Consider the following 19,542-nt stretch of genomic DNA (forward strand, 5'->3'; position numbering starts at 1 on the left):
CACGGACGATCGAGGTCGGAACTCAGGCACGGCCCTCAGGCGCGGCTGGAGGGCGAGGTCAGGTCGGTCACGTCGCCGTGACTGGGCGTGACTGACGAGCCGTCATGGTGCGACGAGCCGTCATGGTGCGGGTGCCCATGTCGCGGATCAGGAGCACGGCGGCCGCGCCCCGGCGCCCACCAGTTGGCCCGCCCCGCCAGCCGCATCACCGACGGGACCAGCACCCCCCGTACCACCGTGGCATCGACCACGACGGCCAGTGCCAGACCGACTCCCAGTTCCTTGAGCAGCAGCACGCCCGAGGAGGCGAGCGCGCCCATGGCCACGGCCACGGCGAGCGCCGCCGCGGTGAACAGCCGTCCGGTCCGGGAGATGCCGTGGACGATCGCCGCCGTATTGTCGCCCGTCGCCCGGTAGTGCTCCTGGATACGGGAGAGCAGGAACAGCTCGTAGTCCACGGACAGGCCGAATGCCACGCTGAACAGAAGCAGTGGAATCGTCATGTCGATCGTGCCGGTGACGGTGAAGTCGCCGAGCAGTGACCGTAGATGACCGTCCTGGAAGACGAAGACGAGGCCACCGAGGGCGGCGGTGAGGCTCAGCGCCGCCACCGCGAGCACCTTCAGCGGAATCAGCACACTGCGGGTGAACAGGAACACCACGGTCATGGTCCCGGCGGCGATCAGTCCCAGTGCCAGCGGCAGCCGCTGCGCCAACGCGGCGCGGGCATCGACGACTTGAGCGGCCCAACCGGCGAGATGCAGGGCGCCGCCGGGGGCCGGCAGCCGGCGGACCGCGTGCACGAGCGCGGCGGCACGCTCCGACTGCGGATCGGACCGCAGCGTCAACGTCACCACAGCGCCCCGCACCACGCGCCCGGCGGCTCTCCCGCCCGGCCTCGGCGCGTACGCTCCCCCGACCACCTCAGAGGTGTACGGTCCCCGGCGCGTCTCAGAGGGGGACGCTCCCTCGCCCCCCACCCGCCGCCCGCCCACATACCGTCCGGTCGCCGGAACGGTCACCGTCGCCTCACCCCGCACCCCGGCCAGCCCGGACAGCCTGCGTCCGTACGCATCCAGCGCCGCCCGGTCGGCCTCCGCATCGACCCGCGGGAGGACCGCCGTCAGGGTGCCCTCCGCGGACGTCCCCCACTCGCTCCGTACGAGATCGGCGGTCGCATGCGATTCGGCGCCGGCCGGCAGGATCCGCTCATCGGCGAGCCCGGGGCGGCCGTGTGCGAACGGCAGCACCAGCGCGGCCAGCACCACCATGCAGGCCGCTCCCCAGCACACCGGCCGCCGGGTGACCGCCCGTGCGACCGTGCCCCACAGCGGACTGTCCCCGCCGATCGTCGGCGCCGGCGCCCACCGGAACCGTCCCAGGGGATCCAGCGCCGTGACCCGGCTCCCCCAGCGGACCAGTACCGCCGGCAGCACGAACACGGCGGTGAGGGCGGCGAGTACGACCACCACCATGCCCGCGTACGCCATCGAGCGCAGGAACGAGAAGGGGAACACCAACAGCGCCGCCAGGGCCGCGGTCACCGTACCGGCCGACACCGCGACCGTACGGCCGGCCGTCGCCACACCGGCCAGCGCCGCCTCCTGTGCGGTGCGCCCCCGGGCCTGCTCCTCACGGAACCGGGCGACGATGAACAGGGCATAGTCCACCGCCAGTCCGAATCCGAGCGCGCCGATGAGGTTGACCGCGAAGACGGAGACGTCCGTGACGGCGGTGAGCACCCACAGCACGGCGAGCGCCCCGACCGCCGCCGCCCCGCCGACCAGCACCGGCAGGAGCGCCGCCACCAGCGAACGGAACGCCAGGGCCAGGATCACGAAGGTCAGCGGTGCGGCGATCAGCTCCGCCCGCAGCAGGTCCGCACGTGCCTGCACGGTCGACTGCGCCAGGCTCCACGCGGGCCCGGTGGCCCGGATGGCGAACGGGCCCCGCTCCCCGGTGTAGCGCGGTACGAGCCGCTCCGCGGTCCGCGCCGTCTCGGTCTCGCTCCCGTCAAGATCGACCAGCACGAGCGCGGCCCGCCCATCCGTCGACCGCAACCCCGCCGCACGACCAGGCTCATGGTCGACATCAAGAGCACGGGCAAGACCAGTTCCACGACGACCGCGCGCACCGTCCCCGTCCGCCGTCCAGTACGAGCGGACCCCGGCCACCCCTCCCTCAGCTGCCAGCCGCTCCGTCAGACGTCGTCCAGCGACGCGCACCGCCGGACCGTCCAGCGCATTCCGCGGTGAGACCGGCCGGACGACCAGCACGAGTTCCGGACTGCCGGCGCCGTAGCGCGCTGCCCAGGCCTCCGCCCGCTCCGAAGGTGTCCCCGACGCGGCCAGCCCGCCTACGGACAGCCGGTCGGCCAGCCCCGAGGCCGCGCACCCGAAGAGGACACCCAACACCCCCGCCACCACCAGCACCCGCCGCGGAAACCGCACCCCCCACTCCGCGAATCCCCACCGGCCCGTCCCGCCGCATCCCTTGCCCATCGCGCCATGGTCCAGCCGGCCTGCGGGCGGGCTGAGCTGACGCGCCGTCACCCACCGCACACATGGAACGGATGGCGCACCATGAAGGACGCACACAGGTCCGCAAGCCGAGCCCATGCCGCGACGATCGGCCCGCTCCGCTTCACCTCACCGTTCGCCCCACCGGAGGTCAACACCGTGACCCAGGCCCGCTACATACGGTTCCAAGGGACTACGCGCAGTCCGCACGGCCACTTCCCCGGCATCTTCGCCCTCGCCAACGGGCTCGCCCGGGACGGCAGGCTGAGCGAGGAGCAGTACCGCTTCTGGCGCGCCGGAAACGACTGGTACGACGCCCACTACGCCAATCCGTCCGACACCGACCCGCTCGTCTACGACCGGCAGCGGAACCCGTGCGCGGTGGCCTGGTTCAAGACCACCGCGACCCACCTCATAGCGCGCGTGGACGGCTATCTGCACCTACTGGCCGCACACGGCGTCCCGTACGAACGACTGGAGTCCGCCGACCCCGGCCGCATCATCTACGAGGACGACGACCAGGTCGTGGTCGTACCCCGGGGATGTCGTACCCCGGGGAGGTAGGGAGCCCGTGGCCCTTGGGGGTGTCGCGGGCTCAGTGCGGGATACCGTCGATGAGTTCGCGGGCGCCCTGGCGCAGCAGGGTCACGGCCACGGAGGTGCCGAGCGTCTCCGGGGTGAGCGGGCCGGCCCATTCGTGGGCGTTGAGGACCGTCTTGCCGTCCGGGGTGAAGACGCAGGCGCGCAGGGAGAGTTCGCCGCGGCGGTCGGTGGTGGCGTAACCCGCGATCGGGCTGTTGCAGTGCCCCTGCAGAACGTGCAGCAGCATCCGCTCGGCGGTGGTCTCCTGGTACGTACGGGGGTGGCCCAGACCGCTGACCGCGTCGATGGTCTCGGTGTCGTCCTCGCGGCACTGGAGCGCCAGCACGCCCGCGCCGATCGGCGGGCACATCTCGTCGACGGAAAGGATCTGGGTGATCACGTCCGTCCGGCGGATGCGCTCAAGGCCCGAGACGGCCAGCAGCAGTGCATCCGCCTCGCCGGCCGCGAGCTTCTCCATCCGGCGGTTGGCGTTACCGCGCATCGGCACGCACTGGAGGTGCGGGTGCGAGGCGGCGAGCTGGGCGATCCGCCGGACCGAGGAGGTGCCGATCCGGGTGCCGGCCGGGAGCTCGTCGAGCGTACGGCCGCCCGGGTCGATCAGCGCATCGCGGACGTCATCGCGCTCCAGGAACGCCGCGAAGGTCGTCCCGGCCGGCAGCGGGCGGTCGCCCGGGATGTCCTTGACGCAGTGCACCGCCAGGTCCGCCTCACCGGCGAGCAGGGCGGCGTCGACCTCCTTGGTGAACGCGCCCTTGCCCTCGACCTGCGAGAGCGCGCCCATCCAGCGGTCACCGGTGGTCTTGACCGGGATGACCTCGGTGGCGATGCCGGGATGGAGCGCGGCGAGTTCGGTGCGTACCCGCTCCACCTGGGCCAGGGCCATCGGCGAGTCGCGGGAGACGATGCGGATCAGTTCTGGGGCGGACATGCGCCCACGATAGTCCGTCAGTTAGGGGCGACAGCCATCAGGAGGCCACCTGTGGGGGCGTTTCTTCGGGGCCGTTCCCTTCGCCCACGTCATCACGAGATACGGTCCCTTCATGTCCCAGTCAACACCCCTTACCGTCACCGCGGACGACCTCGACCGTTGCGTGCAGCTCGCGGTGGCCGTACTGCGCCGGGCGCCCGCTGCGGCGTGGCAGCAAAGAGCCGGTTCGCTGGAGTGGGACTGCTGGGAGACGGTCGAGCACCTCAGTGACGACCTGTTCGCCTACGCCGTCCAACTCGGGCCGCGGCAGCCCCCGTTGGACGGTGAGGTGCCCTTCGCGTGGGAGAGCCGGCGACCGGGCGGGCCCGCGAACGCCGTGCATGCCGACCGCTCGGCGGGGCCGGCGGGGCTGTTGCAGGTGCTGGAGGCGTGCGGCGCGCTACTGGTCGCCATGGTGCGCACGGCGTCGCCGGAGGTCCGGGCTCACCATGTGTTCGGGCTGTCGGACCCAGCGGGCTTCGCGGCGATGGGGGCGGTGGAGACCCTGGTCCACACCCACGATCTGGCCGAGGGGCTGGGGCTGACCTGGGAGCCGCCCGCCGACCTGTGCGCACGGGTGCTCGCCCGGCTGTTCCCGGACGCCCCGGATGTCCCGGGCAGTCCGGGTGACCCAGGTGACGCAGGTGCCGCGGGCGACCCGGGGGCTCCAGCTGATGCCGATGCCCCAGTGGCCCCCGGCCCGTGGGCCGTCCTGTTGTGGGCCACCGGACGCCGTGCGCTACCGGGGCGTGCTCGTCTCACCAGTTGGCGCTGGGACAGCAGCGTGCGCCGATGAAGTCCGGGGTGACTGCGCCGACGGGGTGACGATGGGGTGCTCAGTGCCGGGCCCAGGGGTGCCGTAGCCGGATCCAGATGTCCCTGGCCCGCCGGCCGGCCTCGGTGCGGCTCTTGGCCACGAGTGCCTGGGCCTGCTCCTCGGTCTCCACCATCGGGCCGGAGCCGCGCAGCGGTTTGCCCGCGGTCTCGTGCAGGAAGAAGGTGGCGATCAGCCCGATGACACCGGCCGCCATCAGGTAGTACGCCGGGACCATGGCGCTTCCGGTCGCCTGCACCAGCGCGGAGGCGAACAACGGCGTCGTACCGCCGAAGAGCGAGACGGAGATGTTGAACGAGATCGACAGCGCTCCGTAACGCAGCCGGGTCGGGAAGAGGGCCGGCAGCGTCGAGGCCGACGTCCCCGCGAAGCACACCAGCAGCAGGCCGAGGATCAGACACCCGAAGGCGGGCAGCAGGATGCCGCCGGCCCGGATGAGCAGCACCGCGGGCGCGGCGAGCGCGATCAGGGCGGCGCTGCCCGCCATGAAGACGGGCCGCCGGCCCCATTTGTCGGAGGTGCGGCCGACAGTGGTGATGGTGAGCACCACGACGACCATGGTGCCGAGCACCAGCAGCTGCGCGGTGAGGGGGTCCTCGCCGAGGGTCTCGGTCATGTACGTCGGCAGGTAGGAGGTCACCATGTAGTTGGTGACGTTGTAGAGCAGCACCAGGCCCATGCAGATCAGCACCGCCTGCCAGTGCCGGGTGAAGATCTCCTTCAGCCGTCCGTGTCCGGACTGGCGGGCCTCCTCGACCGGGTCCTCGCCACCAGCGGCACGGACCGCCTCCGCGTCGTGGTGGGCCTGTTCGGCCTCGCGCTGGAAGGCCGGCGTCTCCTCCAGCCGCAGCCGCATGTACAGGCCGATCAGACCCAGCGGCCCGGCGACGAGGAACGGCAGCCGCCAGCCCCAGTTCACCAGACCGTCCGTACCGAGGACGCCGGTGAGCAGCGTGACCAGTCCGGAACCGAGCGAGTACCCGACGAAGGTGCCGAAGTCGAGCCAGCTGCCGAGGAATCCGCGCCGGGTATCAGGGGCGTATTCGGCGATATAGGTGGTGGCTCCGGCGTATTCGCCACCGGTGGAGAAGCCCTGCACCAGACGGCAGATCAGCAGCAGAATGGGGGCGGCGAAGCCGATGGTGTGGTAACTGGGCAGAAAGCCGACCGCGAAGGTACTGATCGCCATCATGATCATGGTTGCGGCGAGTACGCGCTTACGGCCGATGCGGTCGCCGAGCGGACCGAATACGAGGCCACCGAGCGGCCGGACGAGAAACGCCGCGGCAAATGTTGCGAACGTCGAGACGACCTGCGCCCCGGGCGAACTCGCCGGGAAGAAGACCTTCCCCAGCGTGCCCGCCAGATAGGCGTAGACGCCGAAGTCGAACCACTCCATGGTGTTGCCCAGCGCGGCCGCCGAGACCGCCTTGCGGACCGCGGGCCGGTCCGTGACGGTGACGTCCTGGGCGCTCAGTGGCTGTTTGCGGCGGCGCAGCAGAATGCGCAGCATGCGGTCGGTCGCGGGCGTACCCCCGCGGGCCGGCTTCCGGCCCCGCCGCGGGGTCGGCGGTTGTTGACGTCCGGGGTTCATTTCATCCCGTCATCAGGGCGAGGTTTTGGCATCACGAGCAGAGTGAGTCAGACGCACTCACGTCTGCGGTACGCAGCTCTGCTGCTCAGCGCTGCGGTACTCACGTCGTCTCGCGTGTGCCCAGTGATCGCCAGGCAAAACGGCTCACGACCGGAACGACCGGAACGACCGGAACGACCGGTGAGTCTTCTCGAAGTCGGAAAGCGGAAGGCAGAAAACGGGAGGCTGAAGGGGGAACGCGGAAGGGGGAAACGGGGAACGCGGAGAGGCGTCGCGAGGTCCTTCTCAGTGCCGGGCGAATACTGAGCGGTACGGGCCGAGCGCGTTCATTATTCCCTCGCCCCTTCCCGGCCGGGGAAGCATCCACGGTTCCGCGTGTCGCTCGTCCACAGGCCGAATACAGAACGGTGCCCGGACCGGCGCGGTGGCCGGCCCGGGCATCGTCCGGTTGCAGCGGGACGAAACGCAAAGACGGGAACGGGGTGGAGACGGGGAGGGCGGGGAGGAGGGAGAGGGGGAGGTACGAGGGCGGATCAGGCGCGCCTGTACGAGGAGAGGTGGGCGAAGACCACGATGTTGTCGACGTAGTCCTTGACCTTCCGGTCGTAGGCGCCCCCGCAGGTGATGATCCGCAGCGACGCGTCCGGCACATCGCCGTAGACCCGGTCGTTGGGGAAGTTCGCCTTGCTGAAGGTCTCCACGGAGTCGACCTTGAACGTCGCGATCACCCCGTCCTCACGGGTGATGTTGACCGTACTGCCGGGTTTGAGGGATTCGAGTTGCATGAACACCGCGGGTCCGGTCTTGGTGTCGACGTGGCCGGCGATGATCGACGAGCCGCGTTCGCCCGGCGTGGCCCCGTCCTTGAACCAGCCGACGAGGTTGTTGTCGCCTGCGGGAGGAGCTTCGAGCTGGCCGGTCGGGGTGATGCCGAGCGGGGTGAAGGGCGCGTCGACCGCGATCGCCGGGATCGACAGCCGCTTCGGTGCGGAGCGGGGCAGAGCCAGTCCCGGAGCGACGGTCGGAGCGGATGAGGAGCCGTTCGCCCGGGGGCTTGCGGAGGCGGCCACGGCGTGGGAGGACTGCGGCTTGGGATCCGCCGAGGTGTCGACGGAGTTGTAGACGAGGAGCGAACCCAGCAGAAAGGTTGCCGCGGACCACAACAGGCCGCGCCCGACGGGGCGGGAGGCGGGGGTCCGGGGCGGGTTCTTCTTCGGCTGGGGCGACTGCTGGGCGGTCATGTGCGGATGCCTTTCGTGAACGGGCGGCGGCGGGTCGTGGGGAGGCGGTGGGAACGCAATCGCCGCGGCCACCGTCCACGAGGAACGGTGGCCGCGACGGCGCAGCGGCCCCCGTACGGGGCAGCCTTGTCAGGCCGTCGCAGAACCCGAGGCGGAACGACGACGCAGCATGTAGGCACCGGCACCCAGACCACCGAGCATCAGCACGGAGCCGGCAGCCATGCTGCTGCCGGACGCGAGGCCACCGCCACCGGTGTGGATGCCGCCGTGCGGCCGGCGGTGGTCGCCGTAGCCACCGTGGTCGCGGTCGCCGTAGCCACCGTGGTCCCGGTCGCCGTAGCCACCGTGGTCCCGGCCGCCACCGTCCCGACCGTGGTCCCGGCCGCCACCGTCCCGACCGTGGTCCCGGCCACCGCCGTCGCGACCGTGGTCGCGCCCGTGGTCCCGGCCACCGCCGCGGCCGTGGTCGTCGTCGCCGTAGCCGCTGCCCTGGTCCCAGTCGGCGAGCACGGTCTGGGCCAGCGCGCCGCCACCGGTGTGCACACCACCGCTCGGCCGCTGCCGGCCGTGGTCGCAGTAGCGGCCCCGGCCGTAGTCACGCCCGTGGTCCCGGCCGTAGTCACGCCCGTGGTCGCGGTCACGGTCACGGTCCCGGCCGTTGTCGCGACCGTTGTCCCGGCCGTTGTCACGATCGCGGTCGCGACCGTTGTCGCGGCCGTGGTCCCGTCCGTTGTCCCGGCCGTTGTCACGTCCGTTGTCACGTCCGTTGTCCCGGCCGTAGCCACGGCCGTAGTCGCAACGGTTGTCGCGGCCGTGGTCCCGGTCGCGGTCACGGTCGCCGTTCCTGTCGTGATCGTTGTTGCTGGCAGACGACCCGCTGCCCGAGGCAATATCCTCCATGATCATTGCGTTTGCGACGGGCGCGGAGATTGCGAGGGCCGCTGTGATGGCGGCCGAAGCGAACAGGGTGCGGGCAGTGCGCATGGGGACATGTTCCTTTCGGCGCGACTGCGAAGGCTGACTCTTTGTCGGCACATCGGATCGCAGTAGCGACGTGATCACCGTCAGCCGGATTGCGACGGCGCACCACCGGAGAACGTCGCATTCGAGGTACCCGATGGGCTCTTCGGGTGGCCGAAAGCAGCGGATTCACCCGTTGGACGGCGCGCGTCGTCGGCGTGTCGCGCAACGAGTGGGCTAGGGGGCCCGAAGGCGCACCCGCCACCGGGATGGCTCACGGTCTCCACGCGGGATGGTTCATGAGTGAACGACTGAGACGGCGGCGGCGACGGCGCTACGACTGGCACCTCGGCGGTCAACTTCGGCCGGACGGCAGAGGGCCCGGCACCGAGCCGACTGCTGGCCACCGCACCGATTCGGACCTGAACTTCCTCTCGGAAAACGGAAGTTGAGCACTCTTCTCTACGGAAGTTGAGCACTCACTGACGAAGAGTCACTACGGCTACCGCAGGTACTGCAGCGCCGCAACGCAACGCGCCGAGTGCCCGTCCGCCCCCACTTGCCCTCCGGTCCGCACCCGCTCTCCGGTCCCCCGATTGCCGTCCCGCCCGTCACCCGCCCTGAGGAATTCGTACGGCCAGGAGGCCGACCCGGGAGGCGCCGGCCCGTGCCGCGTGTTCCAGCGGCAGCGGGCGATGCCCAACGGGCAGCCGCTCGCCGTATCAGCCGGCGTTCTCCCGAAGCGCCTCCTGGACGATGGCCTCCAGTCGGGCGTGGTGGGCACCGCGCCAGTAGACACGACCGCAGGCGGTGCACTGCGCGAAGACGTCGTACGTACGCTGCGTGCCGTGCTGGAGCTGCTCGCGCACCGAGTCCTTGTCGGCGTCCGCCAGCTTGCCGTTGCAGGCCGTGCAGCGCGTCCAGGGGGCCAGCGCGGGCGCAAAGCGCCTCAGGACGTCGCGGAGTTGGTCGTCGGGCCGGTCGCTGTAGACGAACGCTCCGGCCCAGATCTCCCGTCGGCGCAGCAGCCCCCGGTCCCGGGAGAGCAGCACCCGCTGCTCCTTCGCCGAGAGCGCCGCCAGTGCGGCGTCGCCCGGGTCCTGGTTCGTGTACGCCGCGTCGACGCCCAGCAGCCGCAGCCGGCGGGCGAGGGTGCCGAGGTGGACATCGAGAAGGAAACGCAGCGGGGCACCGGGGACCTGTTGCGGGCGTTCGACGGCCCGCACCTCGATGCGCTCGCCCGCGCTCGGCACATGGGCCGCCGTCGCCTCGGCCCCGTCCACCACCAGACCGCCGACCTCGGTGAGCGGGACGCCCAACGACTCGACGACATGGCCGAGCGTCGAGGTGCCGTCGGTCACCACGGGGACATCCGCGGCGCTGTGCTCTGCCGCGACGAAAACGTGCAGCTCAGGGGCGAAGCTGAAGTGGACTACCGGTGCGTTCACGTCGCACAGCATGTCATCGGACGGGACGGACCGGCCAGCAAATTCCGCCTCGGCGGGCGGCCTCCGAGGAAGACGACATCTGGCTACGTACGGACCGTAGTGGTCCGCGCCCTCGGTTGTGCACGGTGGAGCAGGCCCGCGCTCCCCCCTCAGCCCTAGCCTCACTGCCACCCCATGCACATCACCACGGCATCAACCATCAACCTCACCGCGACACCAACATCACCACGGCATCAACGTCACCACGACACCAACGTCGCGGGGCCTCGACGTCTGCTGACATCGGCGTCACCCAAAGGCACCCAGAGGCACCCAGAGGCACCCAGAGGCACCCACATCACGAGCACGACCAACGAGGGGCGGTACCGGTGAACTGGCTCATCCATGACTACCGTGAGAACGATCTCGCCGAAGTGGTCCACCTGATCGACTCCACCGCCGACCTCGGGCAGGAGTCCGTCTTCTCACTCGCCGAGTGCATCAGCGCGCTGACCTCGCGGCAGCCCGCCGTGGTGGCCGTCCACCAGGGAGCGCCGATTGGTGCCGCGCTGGCCTGCGTGGCGGGTGAGCGGGGCTGGGTGATGCGGATCGCGATCTCGTCGGCCTGGCGCGGCCGGGGCCTGGCGAGCGCGCTGCTGGTGGAACTGGAACGGCGGCTGATCGCGGCCCGGGTGAGCCGCATCGCGTACGTCCTGCCGGAGGAGGACCTGCTCGGTGAGGGGTTGCTGAACGCCGGCTACACGCGTCAGCCCGCGGTGGCCTACTTCGAGAAGGTCGAACCGCACCACGGTCCGGCGGCCAGCCTCCTGGAGGACCTCGGCGGGCGGTTCCTGCCTGCCGACCTGTGGGCCAAGGTGGCCGGGATGGAGGCGGAGAAGGACCTGATCGAACGGCGGGTCGTGCTGCCGCTGGCGGAGCCGGAGCGGGCCGCCCGGCACGGGGTCCGGCCGCCGCGGGCGATCGCCCTGTTCGGTCCGCCGGGGACCGGCAAGACCACCTTCGCCCGGGCCATCGCCGCCCGACTCGGCTGGCCGTTCGTCGAGCTGCTGCCGTCCCGGCTCGCCGACGAGGGCAATCTCGCGGCGGCGCTGCGCAGCGCGTTCGCCCGGATCGCGGATCTGGAACGGGTGCTCGTCTTCATCGACGAGGTCGAGGAGATCGCTCCGGTACGCCATGAGCCCGCCCAGCCGGGTGGGCTGCACGGCGTGACCAATGAGCTGCTCAAGCTGATACCGGGGTTCCGGGAGCGGGACGAACGGCTGTTGGTGTGCGCGACCAACTCGATCCGCTCGCTCGACCCGGCGTTCCTGCGTCCGGGCCGCTTCGACTACCTGATCCCGATCGGTACGCCGGACACCGCGGCCCGCTCGGCGATCTGGTCCCGGTACACCGACGGGCGGGCCGATGTGGATGTCGCGGCACTCGTGGCGGCCAGTGAGCTGTTCACCCCGGCCGACATCGAACACGCCGCGCGGGTGGCCGCACAGGCGTCGTTCGAGCGGGACCTGGAGTCGGTCGGCGCGGGGGCGGGCGCGCACGGCCGGTTCGGTGCGAGCACCGAGGACTACCTCACCGCCATCGCCCAGTGCCGGCCGTCCGTCACCCCCGCCATGATCGACGAGTTCGGCGCGGACATCACGGCCCACGCCCGCTGCTGACGGCCGGCCGGCGCTCGGACGCATATACGTATGCCTGCGCCTACGCCTACCCCCCTCAGCAGCTCAGATTGTCGCCAGGTGTGGTGCCCAGGATCTGCACGAAGCTCTTGTAGTTGTTGATCCGGCTCTGCACCTGGCCGGGGTTGCCGCCGTTGCATTCGAGGGACCCGTTGATGCTGCGGATGGTCTCCCCGAAACCGGCGCCGCTCACCATCGCCTGGTGGGGCGTCATGGTTCCCGGGCCTTTCTGGGTGTTCCAGTACCAGAGCGCGGTCTTCCAGGCGACGGCGGGATCCTGCTCCACCAGGTAGGGGTTGTGCAGCAGATCGATGCCCAACGCATCCCCCGCGGCCTTGTAGTTGAAGTTCCAGCTGAGCTGGAGCGGCCCGCGGCCGTAGTAGGCGGCCTGCCCGGCCGGGCACCCGTACGGCTGGCCGGCGTCGCAGTAGTGGGGATAGTTGGCCGTGTTCTGCTCCACCACGTAGACGAGCCCGCCGGTCTCATGGCCGACGTTCGCGAGGAACGCCGCTGCCTCCTGCCGCCGTACGGTGTCGCTCCCGGTGTTGGCGAACTCCGGGTAGGCACTGAGCGCCGCGGTCAGTCCGCTGTACGTGTAGAACGCGTTCCGGTTCGGGAACATCTGGTTGAACCGCGCCTCACTCACGACGAATTCCTCGGCCCGCGCATCGGCCTGGGTTCCGTCCGGAGCAGCGGTACAGGAGGAACAGCCCACCGCGGCCGCCACAGGCCCCGCCGGCACGACGAGGGCAACACCGACGGCGAGAGTCGCGGCACTCAGTACCGCGGCCATACGTGTTCTCATTGCGAAACTCCTTCGCGCGGCCGACGGGCGCCACGAGCCCCAGGAGCAGGCTGAGCGAGGCGGGCGGGCCGGCCGCAGGGGTGGGGGGAGACAGGAATCGCGCGCACGGACATGCAGAGAGACGAGCCAAGGTCTAGACCAAGTGGAACTCAACTGCAGGCTAGCCAGGCCGAGTTGGCCATGTCCAGACCAATGCAAGGATCATCTCGCGTCGTGTCGCGTCGCGTCGCGTCACGTCGGCTCGCCTTGCCTCGCGCCGGCTCGCCTCACACCGCCGCCCAGTCCCGCCCGCCTGTGCAACAGTGATCCCATGGAAATGCGAACGATCGGACTGCTCGGCGGGATGAGCTGGGAGTCCACGGCGGAGTACTACCGGCTGCTCAACGAGCTCACCCGCGAGCGTCTGGGCGGCCTGCATTCGTCCAAGTGCGTGCTCTACTCGGTGGACTTCGCCGAGATCGAACGACTGCAGGTCGAAGGTCGCTGGGACGAGGCGGCCGGGATACTCGCCGAGGCGGCCAAGGCCCTGGAGGCGGCCGGCGCGGACCTGCTGCTGATCTGCACCAACACCATGCACAAGGTTGCCGATCAGGTGGCCGCCGCGACCTCCGTCCCGCTCCTGCACCTCGCCGACACCACGGCTGAGGCCGTCCGCGCGCACGGGCTACGCCGCATCGGACTGCTGGGCACCGCCTTCACCATGGGGCAGGACTTCTACCGCGGCCGCCTCGCACACCACGGACTCGACGTCCTCGTTCCGGACGCCGCCGGCCGCAGCACCGTCCACAAGGTGATCTACGACGAACTCTGCCTCGGCATCGTCCGTGAGGAATCCCGGGCGTCCTTCCAGGCAGTCATCGACGACCTGGTCGCGGCCGGCGCCGAGGGCATCGTCCTGGGCTGCACCGAGATCGAGCTGCTCATCGGCCCCGAACACAGCCCGGTCCCCGTCTTCCCCACCACCCGCCTGCACGCCGAAGCAGCCGTCAACCACGCACTCGCGCCCGTAGCCACGTAGCCGGCCCGACGCCGAACGCCCCTGCAGTACGGCCCTGCAGGACGGCGCTGGCACGAGGTCGCGGCGCGAGGTCAGCGCATTGCGGGAAGTCACAGAGTGAGGTCATCGCATGAGGTCACGGCGGGAGGTCACGGCGGGAGCTCACGGCATGACTGGCGAGCAAACCCGTCAGCAGGTCACTCGGCCCCCTCCACCCCCAACCCCCGACGCGTACGACCACTCTCTCAACTACCCTTTCTCCACGAATTCTTGGGTGACCCCGAGGTTTGAAGTGGCGACAGGTACTCTGACGTGGTGTCGCGTACCGAGTTAGAACGACTGGCCAGAATCCGGATGCAGGTCACCGGGGAAACGCTCGAACGCGCCATGGCCGTACTCCGAGGACAGGCCGCCGAACCGGACCCCGAGGCCGGCCACGCCCCTGAGTCGGACCGCACCCTTCCGGATGTCACGCCCGAGGCCCCAGAGCCGGGCTTCACACCCACCCTTGCCGCCGCTCCCGCTCCCGCCCCTGATCCAGACCCGGCCACCGACGGCGACGGCAGCGGCGAGGGCGCTGGTGATGGTGATGGCGAGGGTGACGCAGAGCCCGCCGATCTTCGGGACGTCGGCGAGGCCCCACCCCACCGGCGGCCCCACCTACGCGGCCTCTAACCGATGACAGGCTCGCCCGGCCCCCACCTTGCGTCACCCACCGAATCCATGACATCGCACGCAGTCACTGCGGGCTGGAGGCGCTTCGCGCGCCTCCAGCGCCTCCAGCACCTCCAGCCCTTCCGGGCGTAAGGAGAACGGCGGCCACCGACCCGGCACGGACGCAAGCAAAAACACGGCCACCGGCCCGGTACTGCCACCGGACCAGTCACCGCCCGCTCCGCCACCCCTCAAGCGTCAGCGCCCAGCCGGCGCGCGAGGAGCGGTGTACGGGGGGCCTGGTGTCCGCCGCTGGCCAGCATGCGCACCTCGCCCCGGTCGCTGATTTCCGCGCGTACGATCCCTGATTCGTCCTCGTAAACCGGATACCCGCCTGCTCCGGCCCGCTCGGTGCGGCGGACGACCACCACGTCGTCCTCTACGGCGGGGGCTTGAAATACCAGCTCATAGCGTTCCGGGTAATCCATGGCGGCCTCCCGATACGACTTGGCCCTTCCATCGTCACCCAGGCCCGCCGAGCGCGCCTCAGGAAACGGCGCTATGCCGAACACGGAAACCCACGGCGCCATTACGGAGCGTTTGGGCCCCGCTCCCGTGCGCTGTCACAGGAGCGGGGCGGGTCCGAGAAGCGCCAGCAGCTCGGATAGTTACGGGTCCCACCGTACGGGCCACCACTGACAATCGCGGTCCGGGAGAAAGCGCGAGGTGCCGCCCGTACGACGCCCGACAGCAACTGGCCACCCCAAAATCGCCCTGGTGCGGCATCGGGGCATCACCCGATCAGGGGAGTACCCTCCGGTCAACCCAAGGCCTGACAGAACAGACGGTCGCAGCTGAGTACCGACGAACGCCCCGACCAAGCCGAGGCCACCGGGAGCCGGGATAGCCGACCAAGCCCAGAACGAGGTAGCTGAAGGTGAAGAAGAATCCCCATTTCTCGATCGCAACGATCGCCCTGGACTGCCCGGACGCGCACCAGCTGGCCGGCTTCTACGGGCGACTGCTGGGCTGGAGCGTCACCGCGAGCGAACCGGACTGGGTGCTACTCCGATGCCCTGATGGCGGAACCGGTCTCTCGTTCCAGTCCGAACCGGGCTACCGACCACCGGTGTGGCCCGAACGCCCCGAGGAGCAACAGAAGATGCTGCATCTCGACATCCGGGTCGACGACCTCGACGAGGCCGAGCAGTACGCGTTCACACTCGGCGCGGTCCGAGCCGAGTACCAGCCACAGGACGATGTGCGGGTGCTCTACGACCCGGCGGGACACCCCTTCTGCCTCTTCCGCGACTGACCCGCCGCTGCCCCCACCTCAACACCCGTCCGTTTCCCTTCCGGTTCCCATCCGTCTCCCGTCCGTCTCCTGTCCGTCTCTTCGCCTCCCCCGCCTTTCCCTCCCCTCAGGTCCACTGAGTTCCCTTGAGTTCCCCTGAGTCCTCTGAGTCCCCCTGAGCCCACTGTCCGGACGCGGAGCGTGTGGGAATGGACACATATAGCCAGCGAATCGTGCCCACCGGACCACCGGTCCCCGCTGGTCAGGGAGTTGAGGTGGAGACAGGGACGGGGGCCGGATCACGCCATGTGAGCCACAGCGCGCCGCAGGCGTGGAGGCGTTGTCAGTGTCTGCCCCTAGCATTGCTCATATGTCCCCAACTCCTTCTGCCCATATGGGTGTGCCTGTCCCTGTCTCCGAGGCGAACGAATCGATTCGGCGGTTCGTGCGCGCTCGGCGTGGTCTGGCATGGACGGCGCAGGACATGGCGGAGTACGCGGCACTGCTGGAGGTCTGGACGCTGGCTGTACGGTCAGAGGGCTCGGACGTCGTGGTAGTGGAAGCGGCGTAAGGTCGGAGCACGCACACCAGACCCAAGATCAGATCAAGCTCAAGGTCGGATCAAGCTCAAGGTCGGATCAAGCTCAAGGTCGGATCAAGCTCAAGGTCGGATCAAGCTCAAGGTCGGATCAAGCTCAAGGTCAGACCAGCATCAGCCCACACCAGGTCCACACCTGGCGCGCAGAGAATCAGCGAGACAGGCGGACAGCACCCGGGCAGAGCACCGGACAGGACGCGGGCAAGAAGAGCCACCCGGGCAGGAGCAGGGAACTGGGCGGGCAGGCCAGCGGACGGGCAGGACCCCAGGCAGGAACACATGAGCACGCCACTCCCCGGCTTCGAAAGCTTCGGCGCCCTCGCAGCAGAGCCCACTTCTGCGGGGAGCGGGGAGGGCCGTGGCGAGCAGGCCGGCAGCAGGACGACGGGCGCCCGCCGGGAGATCGCCCCCGGCGCCGTACACGTCCCCGGCTGGCTGTCCCTGGCGCAGCAGCAGGCGCTGGTCGTCGCCTGCCGGAACTGGGCGCGCGGCCCCGTGCCGATCCGGCACACCAAGCTTCCGAACGGCGGCGTGATGTCGGTCCAGACCGTGTGCCTCGGCTGGCACTGGCAGCCGTACGCCTACACCCGTACCGCCGACGATGTGAACGGCGCACAGGTCGCCGAACTCCCCTCCTGGCTGGTCGAGTTGGGCCGCAAGGCGGTAGCCGCGGCATACCAGGACCGAGATCCCGCCACAGCGGCCGCGCACCCGTCCCACTCCCACACACGCGACACCTGCACACGCGACACCTACACACCCGACACCTACACACCCATCGCCTATACACCCGACACCGCACTGATCAACTTCTACGACGACCAGGCGAAGATGGGCATGCACCAGGACAAGGACGAGCGCTCGGACGCTCCCGTGGTGTCCCTCAGCATCGGCGACCGCTGCGTCTTCCGCTTCGGCAATACCGAGAAGCGCACCAAGCCGTACACCGACGTCGAGCTGGCCTCCGGCGACCTTTTCGTCTTCGGCGGGCCGTCCCGCTTCGCGTACCACGGCGTGCCCAAGGTACGACCGGGCACCGGCTCCCCCACCACCGGCCTGGCCGGCGGCCGCCTCAACATCACCCTGCGCATGACGGGCCTCAGGGGCTAGAAACAGGGGATGGAGCCGGGGAATGGAACTCGCTCGGCTCCACCGGTCCAGGCCCGCCAGGGCAGGGTGACTCCGACGCCGGAAGCCCGCACACTGAACTCATGTGCCGCAGCATCAAGACGCTCCGCCCGCCGATCACCCCCGAGGTCACCGAAGAGGACATGCGGGCCGCAGCCCTGCAGTACGTCCGCAAGATCTCCGGATTCCGCGCCCCGGCCGCCCACAACCGCGAGGTGTTCGACCACGCCGTGGACGCGGTGGCGGCAGCGACCCAGGACCTCCTCGACGGCCTACAGATCCGCGGCTCCACCACCCGCCAGCCCAGCAGTCAGCCCAGCAGCGAGCCCACCCGCCAGTAGCCCCCCACCCCACCCCACTCCACTCCACTCCACAACACAGAACTCACCCACCCCGCTGCCTCACCCACCCGCTGCCTCGTTCCCCCCACACACCCTCACCCTCCCCACCCGACCACCGCCTGCACCGGCAGGTGATCGCTCGGAAACTGGCCGTGTGCGGAATAGGTGTTGATCACCGCGCGTCGCGTCCGTACGCCCGGCGACGTAAGGATCCAGTCGATACGGTCCCCGTCCGGTACCAGCGGCCGGTATCCGTGGAAAGTGCCGTACTGCGCGCTCCGCTCCTCAGCCGCGTCCCAGCTGTCAACGAGCGCCCCGCCGTGCAGCATCGCGTCGTACACCGGATTTCCGTGCGCCGCCACATTGAAGTCGCCGGTGACGATCCGGGGCAGTGCGGGGTCAAGCCCGTCCAGTCTCTCGGTGATCAGCGCCGCGGACCGCTCGCGCGAATACTGATGTGCATGATCCAGATGCGTATTGAGTGCGTAGAACACACTCCCCGTACGCAGATCCCGGAAACGTACCCAGGTCACCATCCGGATAACGGTATTTCCCCAGGTCGCCGACCCGATCAGATAGGGAGTATCGGACAGCCAGAAATGGTCGTACTCAAGCGGAGCGAGCCGCTCCACCCGGTAGAAAATCGCCGCGAATTCGTCCTTGCTGCCACCGCCCCGCCCGGTGCCGAGCCAGGCGTAGCGCGGCCCCAGGTCCTCCGCGATATCGCGCAGCTGACCGTAAAGCCCCTCCTGGGTGCCGAGCAGATGCGGGCCCTCCCGGCGAAGGAGGGCCCGCATCACGGGGCGGCGCTCGGCCCAGGAATGCGGTCGGGCGTCCGAGGCATAGCGCAGGTTGAACGTCATCACGTGCAGCGCCGGCCCGCCGTCGGCGGCGTATGCGTTCTCCGACCCGTACGCCGTCGTCGTCACCACCGTCCCGGTGACCGCCGCAGCCGCCACCGCCCGCACCACGACCCGCCGCCGAAACCCCGGCCCACCCGCCCCGCCGCCAGTAACACCAGCAGCGCCGGCCCCACCCCTCACGTCACTCAGCTCAGCTACGCCCGTTAACTCAGCTACGCCCGTCACGTCAGTCACCCAACACAGGCTCTCTAAGAATGCAGTGAGCGGGAAGTGACCCTCAGGGGAATGCGCCCGGAATCAGCCTCAACGGTCGCTGGCCGGCCCCTGCCAGTCCGCGTGCCGAATACGCGACAGCTCCCGCACCTCACCGACCGTCCCCCACTCGTCCCGTCCCAGGCGCGCCAACGGCTTCAGCCGGGAAATCTCAGGATGACCGTCGACCAGCACGTCCTGCGAAACGGCCGCATGCACCACCCGTCCGAAAACGATGACGGAGTCCCCGATCCCCATCGTGGAGTGCACCTCGCACTCCAGCGCCACCGGCGAGGCCGCCACCCGCAGCGGCTTGACCCGCAGACTCGGCTCGGACTCGATCCCGGCCGCCTCGAATTCACTCACACCGTGCGGAAAATCGGTCGCCGTGTCATTGATCTGCTCCAAAAGCCCCTCGGACGCAAAATTCACCACGAATTGCCCGGTCGCCTCGATGTTGAGGAGAGTGTCCTTACGCCCGACCGAACTGAACTGCACCACGGGCGGCGCGACGCTGGCAATGTTGAAGAATGAGTGCGGGGCTAGGTTCGTAGAAGCACAATCAGGGCTGATCGTCGAGATCCAGGCGATGGGCCGCGGCACGACCGTCGCGGTCAGGAGCTTGTAGAACTCGTTGCGGGACATCTCAGCAGGATCGAAGTCAATGCGCATGGCGATCAGTATCCAGGAGTGCGGCCGCGGAGCCTACGGCGGATCCACGGCATCACCAAACCCCTGAGTTCGGCGGAAAGTGCCCGGTATCGGGA

At 69.7% G+C, this 19,542-nt stretch carries 18 protein-coding genes; 7 read left to right on the forward strand and 11 right to left on the reverse strand.

The window, feature by feature from the left end:
- Positions 1-35: 35 nt before the first annotated feature.
- Entirely contained in the window at positions 36-2,501 is a 2,466-nt protein-coding gene (locus ACGF4C_RS08740; protein ID WP_393564464.1) for an MMPL family transporter, read from the reverse strand.
- 81 nt (positions 2,502-2,582) lie between these two features.
- Here ACGF4C_RS08740 and ACGF4C_RS08745 point away from each other — a divergent pair, with 81 nt between their 5' ends.
- Entirely contained in the window at positions 2,583-3,083 is a 501-nt protein-coding gene (locus ACGF4C_RS08745; protein ID WP_393564466.1) for a hypothetical protein, read from the forward strand.
- Between the two features lie 31 nt (positions 3,084-3,114).
- Here the strand turns inward: ACGF4C_RS08745 and hemC are convergent, their stop codons facing one another.
- On the reverse strand, positions 3,115-4,050 hold the full coding sequence (hemC, locus tag ACGF4C_RS08750; protein WP_393564467.1) for a hydroxymethylbilane synthase: 936 nt from the start codon (positions 4,048-4,050) through the stop codon (positions 3,115-3,117).
- Between the two features lie 112 nt (positions 4,051-4,162).
- On the opposite strand from hemC, the gene ACGF4C_RS08755 reads away from it, so the two are divergent.
- Positions 4,163-4,885 (forward strand): hypothetical protein, encoded by a 723-nt coding sequence (locus tag ACGF4C_RS08755; RefSeq protein ID WP_393564468.1) that lies wholly within the window; start codon positions 4,163-4,165, stop codon positions 4,883-4,885.
- Positions 4,886-4,925: 40 nt separating this feature from the next.
- On the opposite strand, the gene proP is transcribed toward ACGF4C_RS08755, so the two are convergent.
- The 4 genes from proP to ACGF4C_RS08775 all read right to left on the reverse strand — a co-directional run bounded on the left by proP (position 4,926) and on the right by ACGF4C_RS08775 (position 10,179).
- On the reverse strand, positions 4,926-6,437 hold the full coding sequence (gene proP / locus ACGF4C_RS08760; protein ID WP_199812377.1) for a glycine betaine/L-proline transporter ProP: 1,512 nt from the start codon (positions 6,435-6,437) through the stop codon (positions 4,926-4,928).
- 614 nt (positions 6,438-7,051) lie between these two features.
- The gene (locus ACGF4C_RS08765; protein ID WP_393564470.1) at positions 7,052-7,759 is read right to left on the reverse strand and encodes a class F sortase; all 708 of its coding nucleotides are present in this window, start codon (positions 7,757-7,759) and stop codon (positions 7,052-7,054) included.
- A gap of 129 nt (positions 7,760-7,888) precedes the next feature.
- Complete coding sequence (locus tag ACGF4C_RS08770) at positions 7,889-8,659, reverse strand: hypothetical protein (RefSeq protein ID WP_393564472.1); 771 nt, start codon at positions 8,657-8,659, stop codon at positions 7,889-7,891.
- Between the two features lie 782 nt (positions 8,660-9,441).
- Positions 9,442-10,179, reverse strand: coding sequence for a Mut7-C RNAse domain-containing protein (locus tag ACGF4C_RS08775; RefSeq protein WP_393564474.1), 738 nt, complete (start codon positions 10,177-10,179; stop codon positions 9,442-9,444).
- 356 nt (positions 10,180-10,535) lie between these two features.
- Between ACGF4C_RS08775 and ACGF4C_RS08780 the strand changes: the two genes are divergently transcribed.
- On the forward strand, positions 10,536-11,825 hold the full coding sequence (locus ACGF4C_RS08780; protein ID WP_393564476.1) for an ATP-binding protein: 1,290 nt from the start codon (positions 10,536-10,538) through the stop codon (positions 11,823-11,825).
- Between the two features lie 55 nt (positions 11,826-11,880).
- On the opposite strand, the gene ACGF4C_RS08785 is transcribed toward ACGF4C_RS08780, so the two are convergent.
- A complete protein-coding gene (locus ACGF4C_RS08785) occupies positions 11,881-12,648 on the reverse strand; it encodes a chitinase (RefSeq protein WP_393564478.1) in 768 nt (255 codons plus the stop codon).
- Positions 12,649-12,964: 316 nt separating this feature from the next.
- On the opposite strand from ACGF4C_RS08785, the gene ACGF4C_RS08790 reads away from it, so the two are divergent.
- Positions 12,965-13,666, forward strand: a complete 702-nt coding sequence (locus ACGF4C_RS08790) for an aspartate/glutamate racemase family protein (protein ID WP_393564528.1) — start codon at positions 12,965-12,967, stop codon at positions 13,664-13,666.
- Between the two features lie 309 nt (positions 13,667-13,975).
- Here ACGF4C_RS08790 and ACGF4C_RS08795 read toward each other — a convergent pair whose 3' ends face one another.
- Entirely contained in the window at positions 13,976-14,293 is a 318-nt protein-coding gene (locus tag ACGF4C_RS08795) for a hypothetical protein (protein WP_393564479.1), read from the reverse strand.
- A 257-nt stretch (positions 14,294-14,550) separates the two neighbouring features.
- Entirely contained in the window at positions 14,551-14,787 is a 237-nt protein-coding gene (locus ACGF4C_RS08800; protein ID WP_030413553.1) for a DUF6296 family protein, read from the reverse strand.
- Positions 14,788-15,236: 449 nt separating this feature from the next.
- Between ACGF4C_RS08800 and ACGF4C_RS08805 the strand changes: the two genes are divergently transcribed.
- From ACGF4C_RS08805 to ACGF4C_RS08815, 3 genes are all read left to right on the forward strand, one after another.
- Positions 15,237-15,614 (forward strand): VOC family protein, encoded by a 378-nt coding sequence (locus ACGF4C_RS08805; RefSeq protein ID WP_393564482.1) that lies wholly within the window; start codon positions 15,237-15,239, stop codon positions 15,612-15,614.
- A gap of 856 nt (positions 15,615-16,470) precedes the next feature.
- On the forward strand, positions 16,471-17,301 hold the full coding sequence (locus tag ACGF4C_RS08810; protein ID WP_393564484.1) for an alpha-ketoglutarate-dependent dioxygenase AlkB family protein: 831 nt from the start codon (positions 16,471-16,473) through the stop codon (positions 17,299-17,301).
- Between the two features lie 101 nt (positions 17,302-17,402).
- Complete coding sequence (locus ACGF4C_RS08815; protein ID WP_351533545.1) at positions 17,403-17,660, forward strand: DUF2277 domain-containing protein; 258 nt, start codon at positions 17,403-17,405, stop codon at positions 17,658-17,660.
- Positions 17,661-17,755: 95 nt separating this feature from the next.
- Here the strand turns inward: ACGF4C_RS08815 and ACGF4C_RS08820 are convergent, their stop codons facing one another.
- Together ACGF4C_RS08820 and ACGF4C_RS08825 are read right to left on the reverse strand one after the other, a co-directional pair.
- The gene (locus ACGF4C_RS08820; protein WP_393564529.1) at positions 17,756-18,592 is read right to left on the reverse strand and encodes an endonuclease/exonuclease/phosphatase family protein; all 837 of its coding nucleotides are present in this window, start codon (positions 18,590-18,592) and stop codon (positions 17,756-17,758) included.
- A 234-nt stretch (positions 18,593-18,826) separates the two neighbouring features.
- Positions 18,827-19,447: a flavin reductase family protein gene (locus tag ACGF4C_RS08825; RefSeq protein ID WP_393564486.1), complete on the reverse strand. Its 621-nt coding sequence runs from the start codon at positions 19,445-19,447 to the stop codon at positions 18,827-18,829.
- Positions 19,448-19,542 lie beyond the last annotated feature (95 nt).

It is taken from the genome of Streptomyces sp. NPDC048197 (assembly GCF_043202395.1).
GTDB lineage: Bacteria > Actinomycetota > Actinomycetes > Streptomycetales > Streptomycetaceae > Streptomyces > Streptomyces siderophoricus.

Excerpts from the sequence above, each read along its gene's own strand:
- ACGF4C_RS08770 (WP_393564472.1), bottom strand. The coding sequence starts at position 8,659 with ATGGAGGATATTGCCTCGGGCAGCGGGTCGTCTGCCAGCAACAACGAT.
- ACGF4C_RS08745 (WP_393564466.1), top strand. The coding sequence starts at position 2,583 with ATGAAGGACGCACACAGGTCCGCAAGCCGAGCCCATGCCGCGACGATC.
- ACGF4C_RS08755 (WP_393564468.1), top strand. The coding sequence starts at position 4,163 with ATGTCCCAGTCAACACCCCTTACCGTCACCGCGGACGACCTCGACCGT.
- ACGF4C_RS08810 (WP_393564484.1), top strand. The coding sequence starts at position 16,471 with ATGAGCACGCCACTCCCCGGCTTCGAAAGCTTCGGCGCCCTCGCAGCA.
- ACGF4C_RS08800 (WP_030413553.1), bottom strand. The coding sequence starts at position 14,787 with ATGGATTACCCGGAACGCTATGAGCTGGTATTTCAAGCCCCCGCCGTA.
- proP (WP_199812377.1), bottom strand. The coding sequence starts at position 6,437 with ATGCTGCGCATTCTGCTGCGCCGCCGCAAACAGCCACTGAGCGCCCAG.
- ACGF4C_RS08790 (WP_393564528.1), top strand. The coding sequence starts at position 12,965 with ATGCGAACGATCGGACTGCTCGGCGGGATGAGCTGGGAGTCCACGGCG.
- ACGF4C_RS08775 (WP_393564474.1), bottom strand. The coding sequence starts at position 10,179 with ATGCTGTGCGACGTGAACGCACCGGTAGTCCACTTCAGCTTCGCCCCT.
- ACGF4C_RS08785 (WP_393564478.1), bottom strand. The coding sequence starts at position 12,648 with ATGAGAACACGTATGGCCGCGGTACTGAGTGCCGCGACTCTCGCCGTC.
- ACGF4C_RS08740 (WP_393564464.1), bottom strand. The coding sequence starts at position 2,501 with ATGGGCAAGGGATGCGGCGGGACGGGCCGGTGGGGATTCGCGGAGTGG.
- ACGF4C_RS08765 (WP_393564470.1), bottom strand. The coding sequence starts at position 7,759 with ATGACCGCCCAGCAGTCGCCCCAGCCGAAGAAGAACCCGCCCCGGACC.
- ACGF4C_RS08825 (WP_393564486.1), bottom strand. The coding sequence starts at position 19,447 with ATGCGCATTGACTTCGATCCTGCTGAGATGTCCCGCAACGAGTTCTAC.
- hemC (WP_393564467.1), bottom strand. The coding sequence starts at position 4,050 with ATGTCCGCCCCAGAACTGATCCGCATCGTCTCCCGCGACTCGCCGATG.
- ACGF4C_RS08815 (WP_351533545.1), top strand. The coding sequence starts at position 17,403 with ATGTGCCGCAGCATCAAGACGCTCCGCCCGCCGATCACCCCCGAGGTC.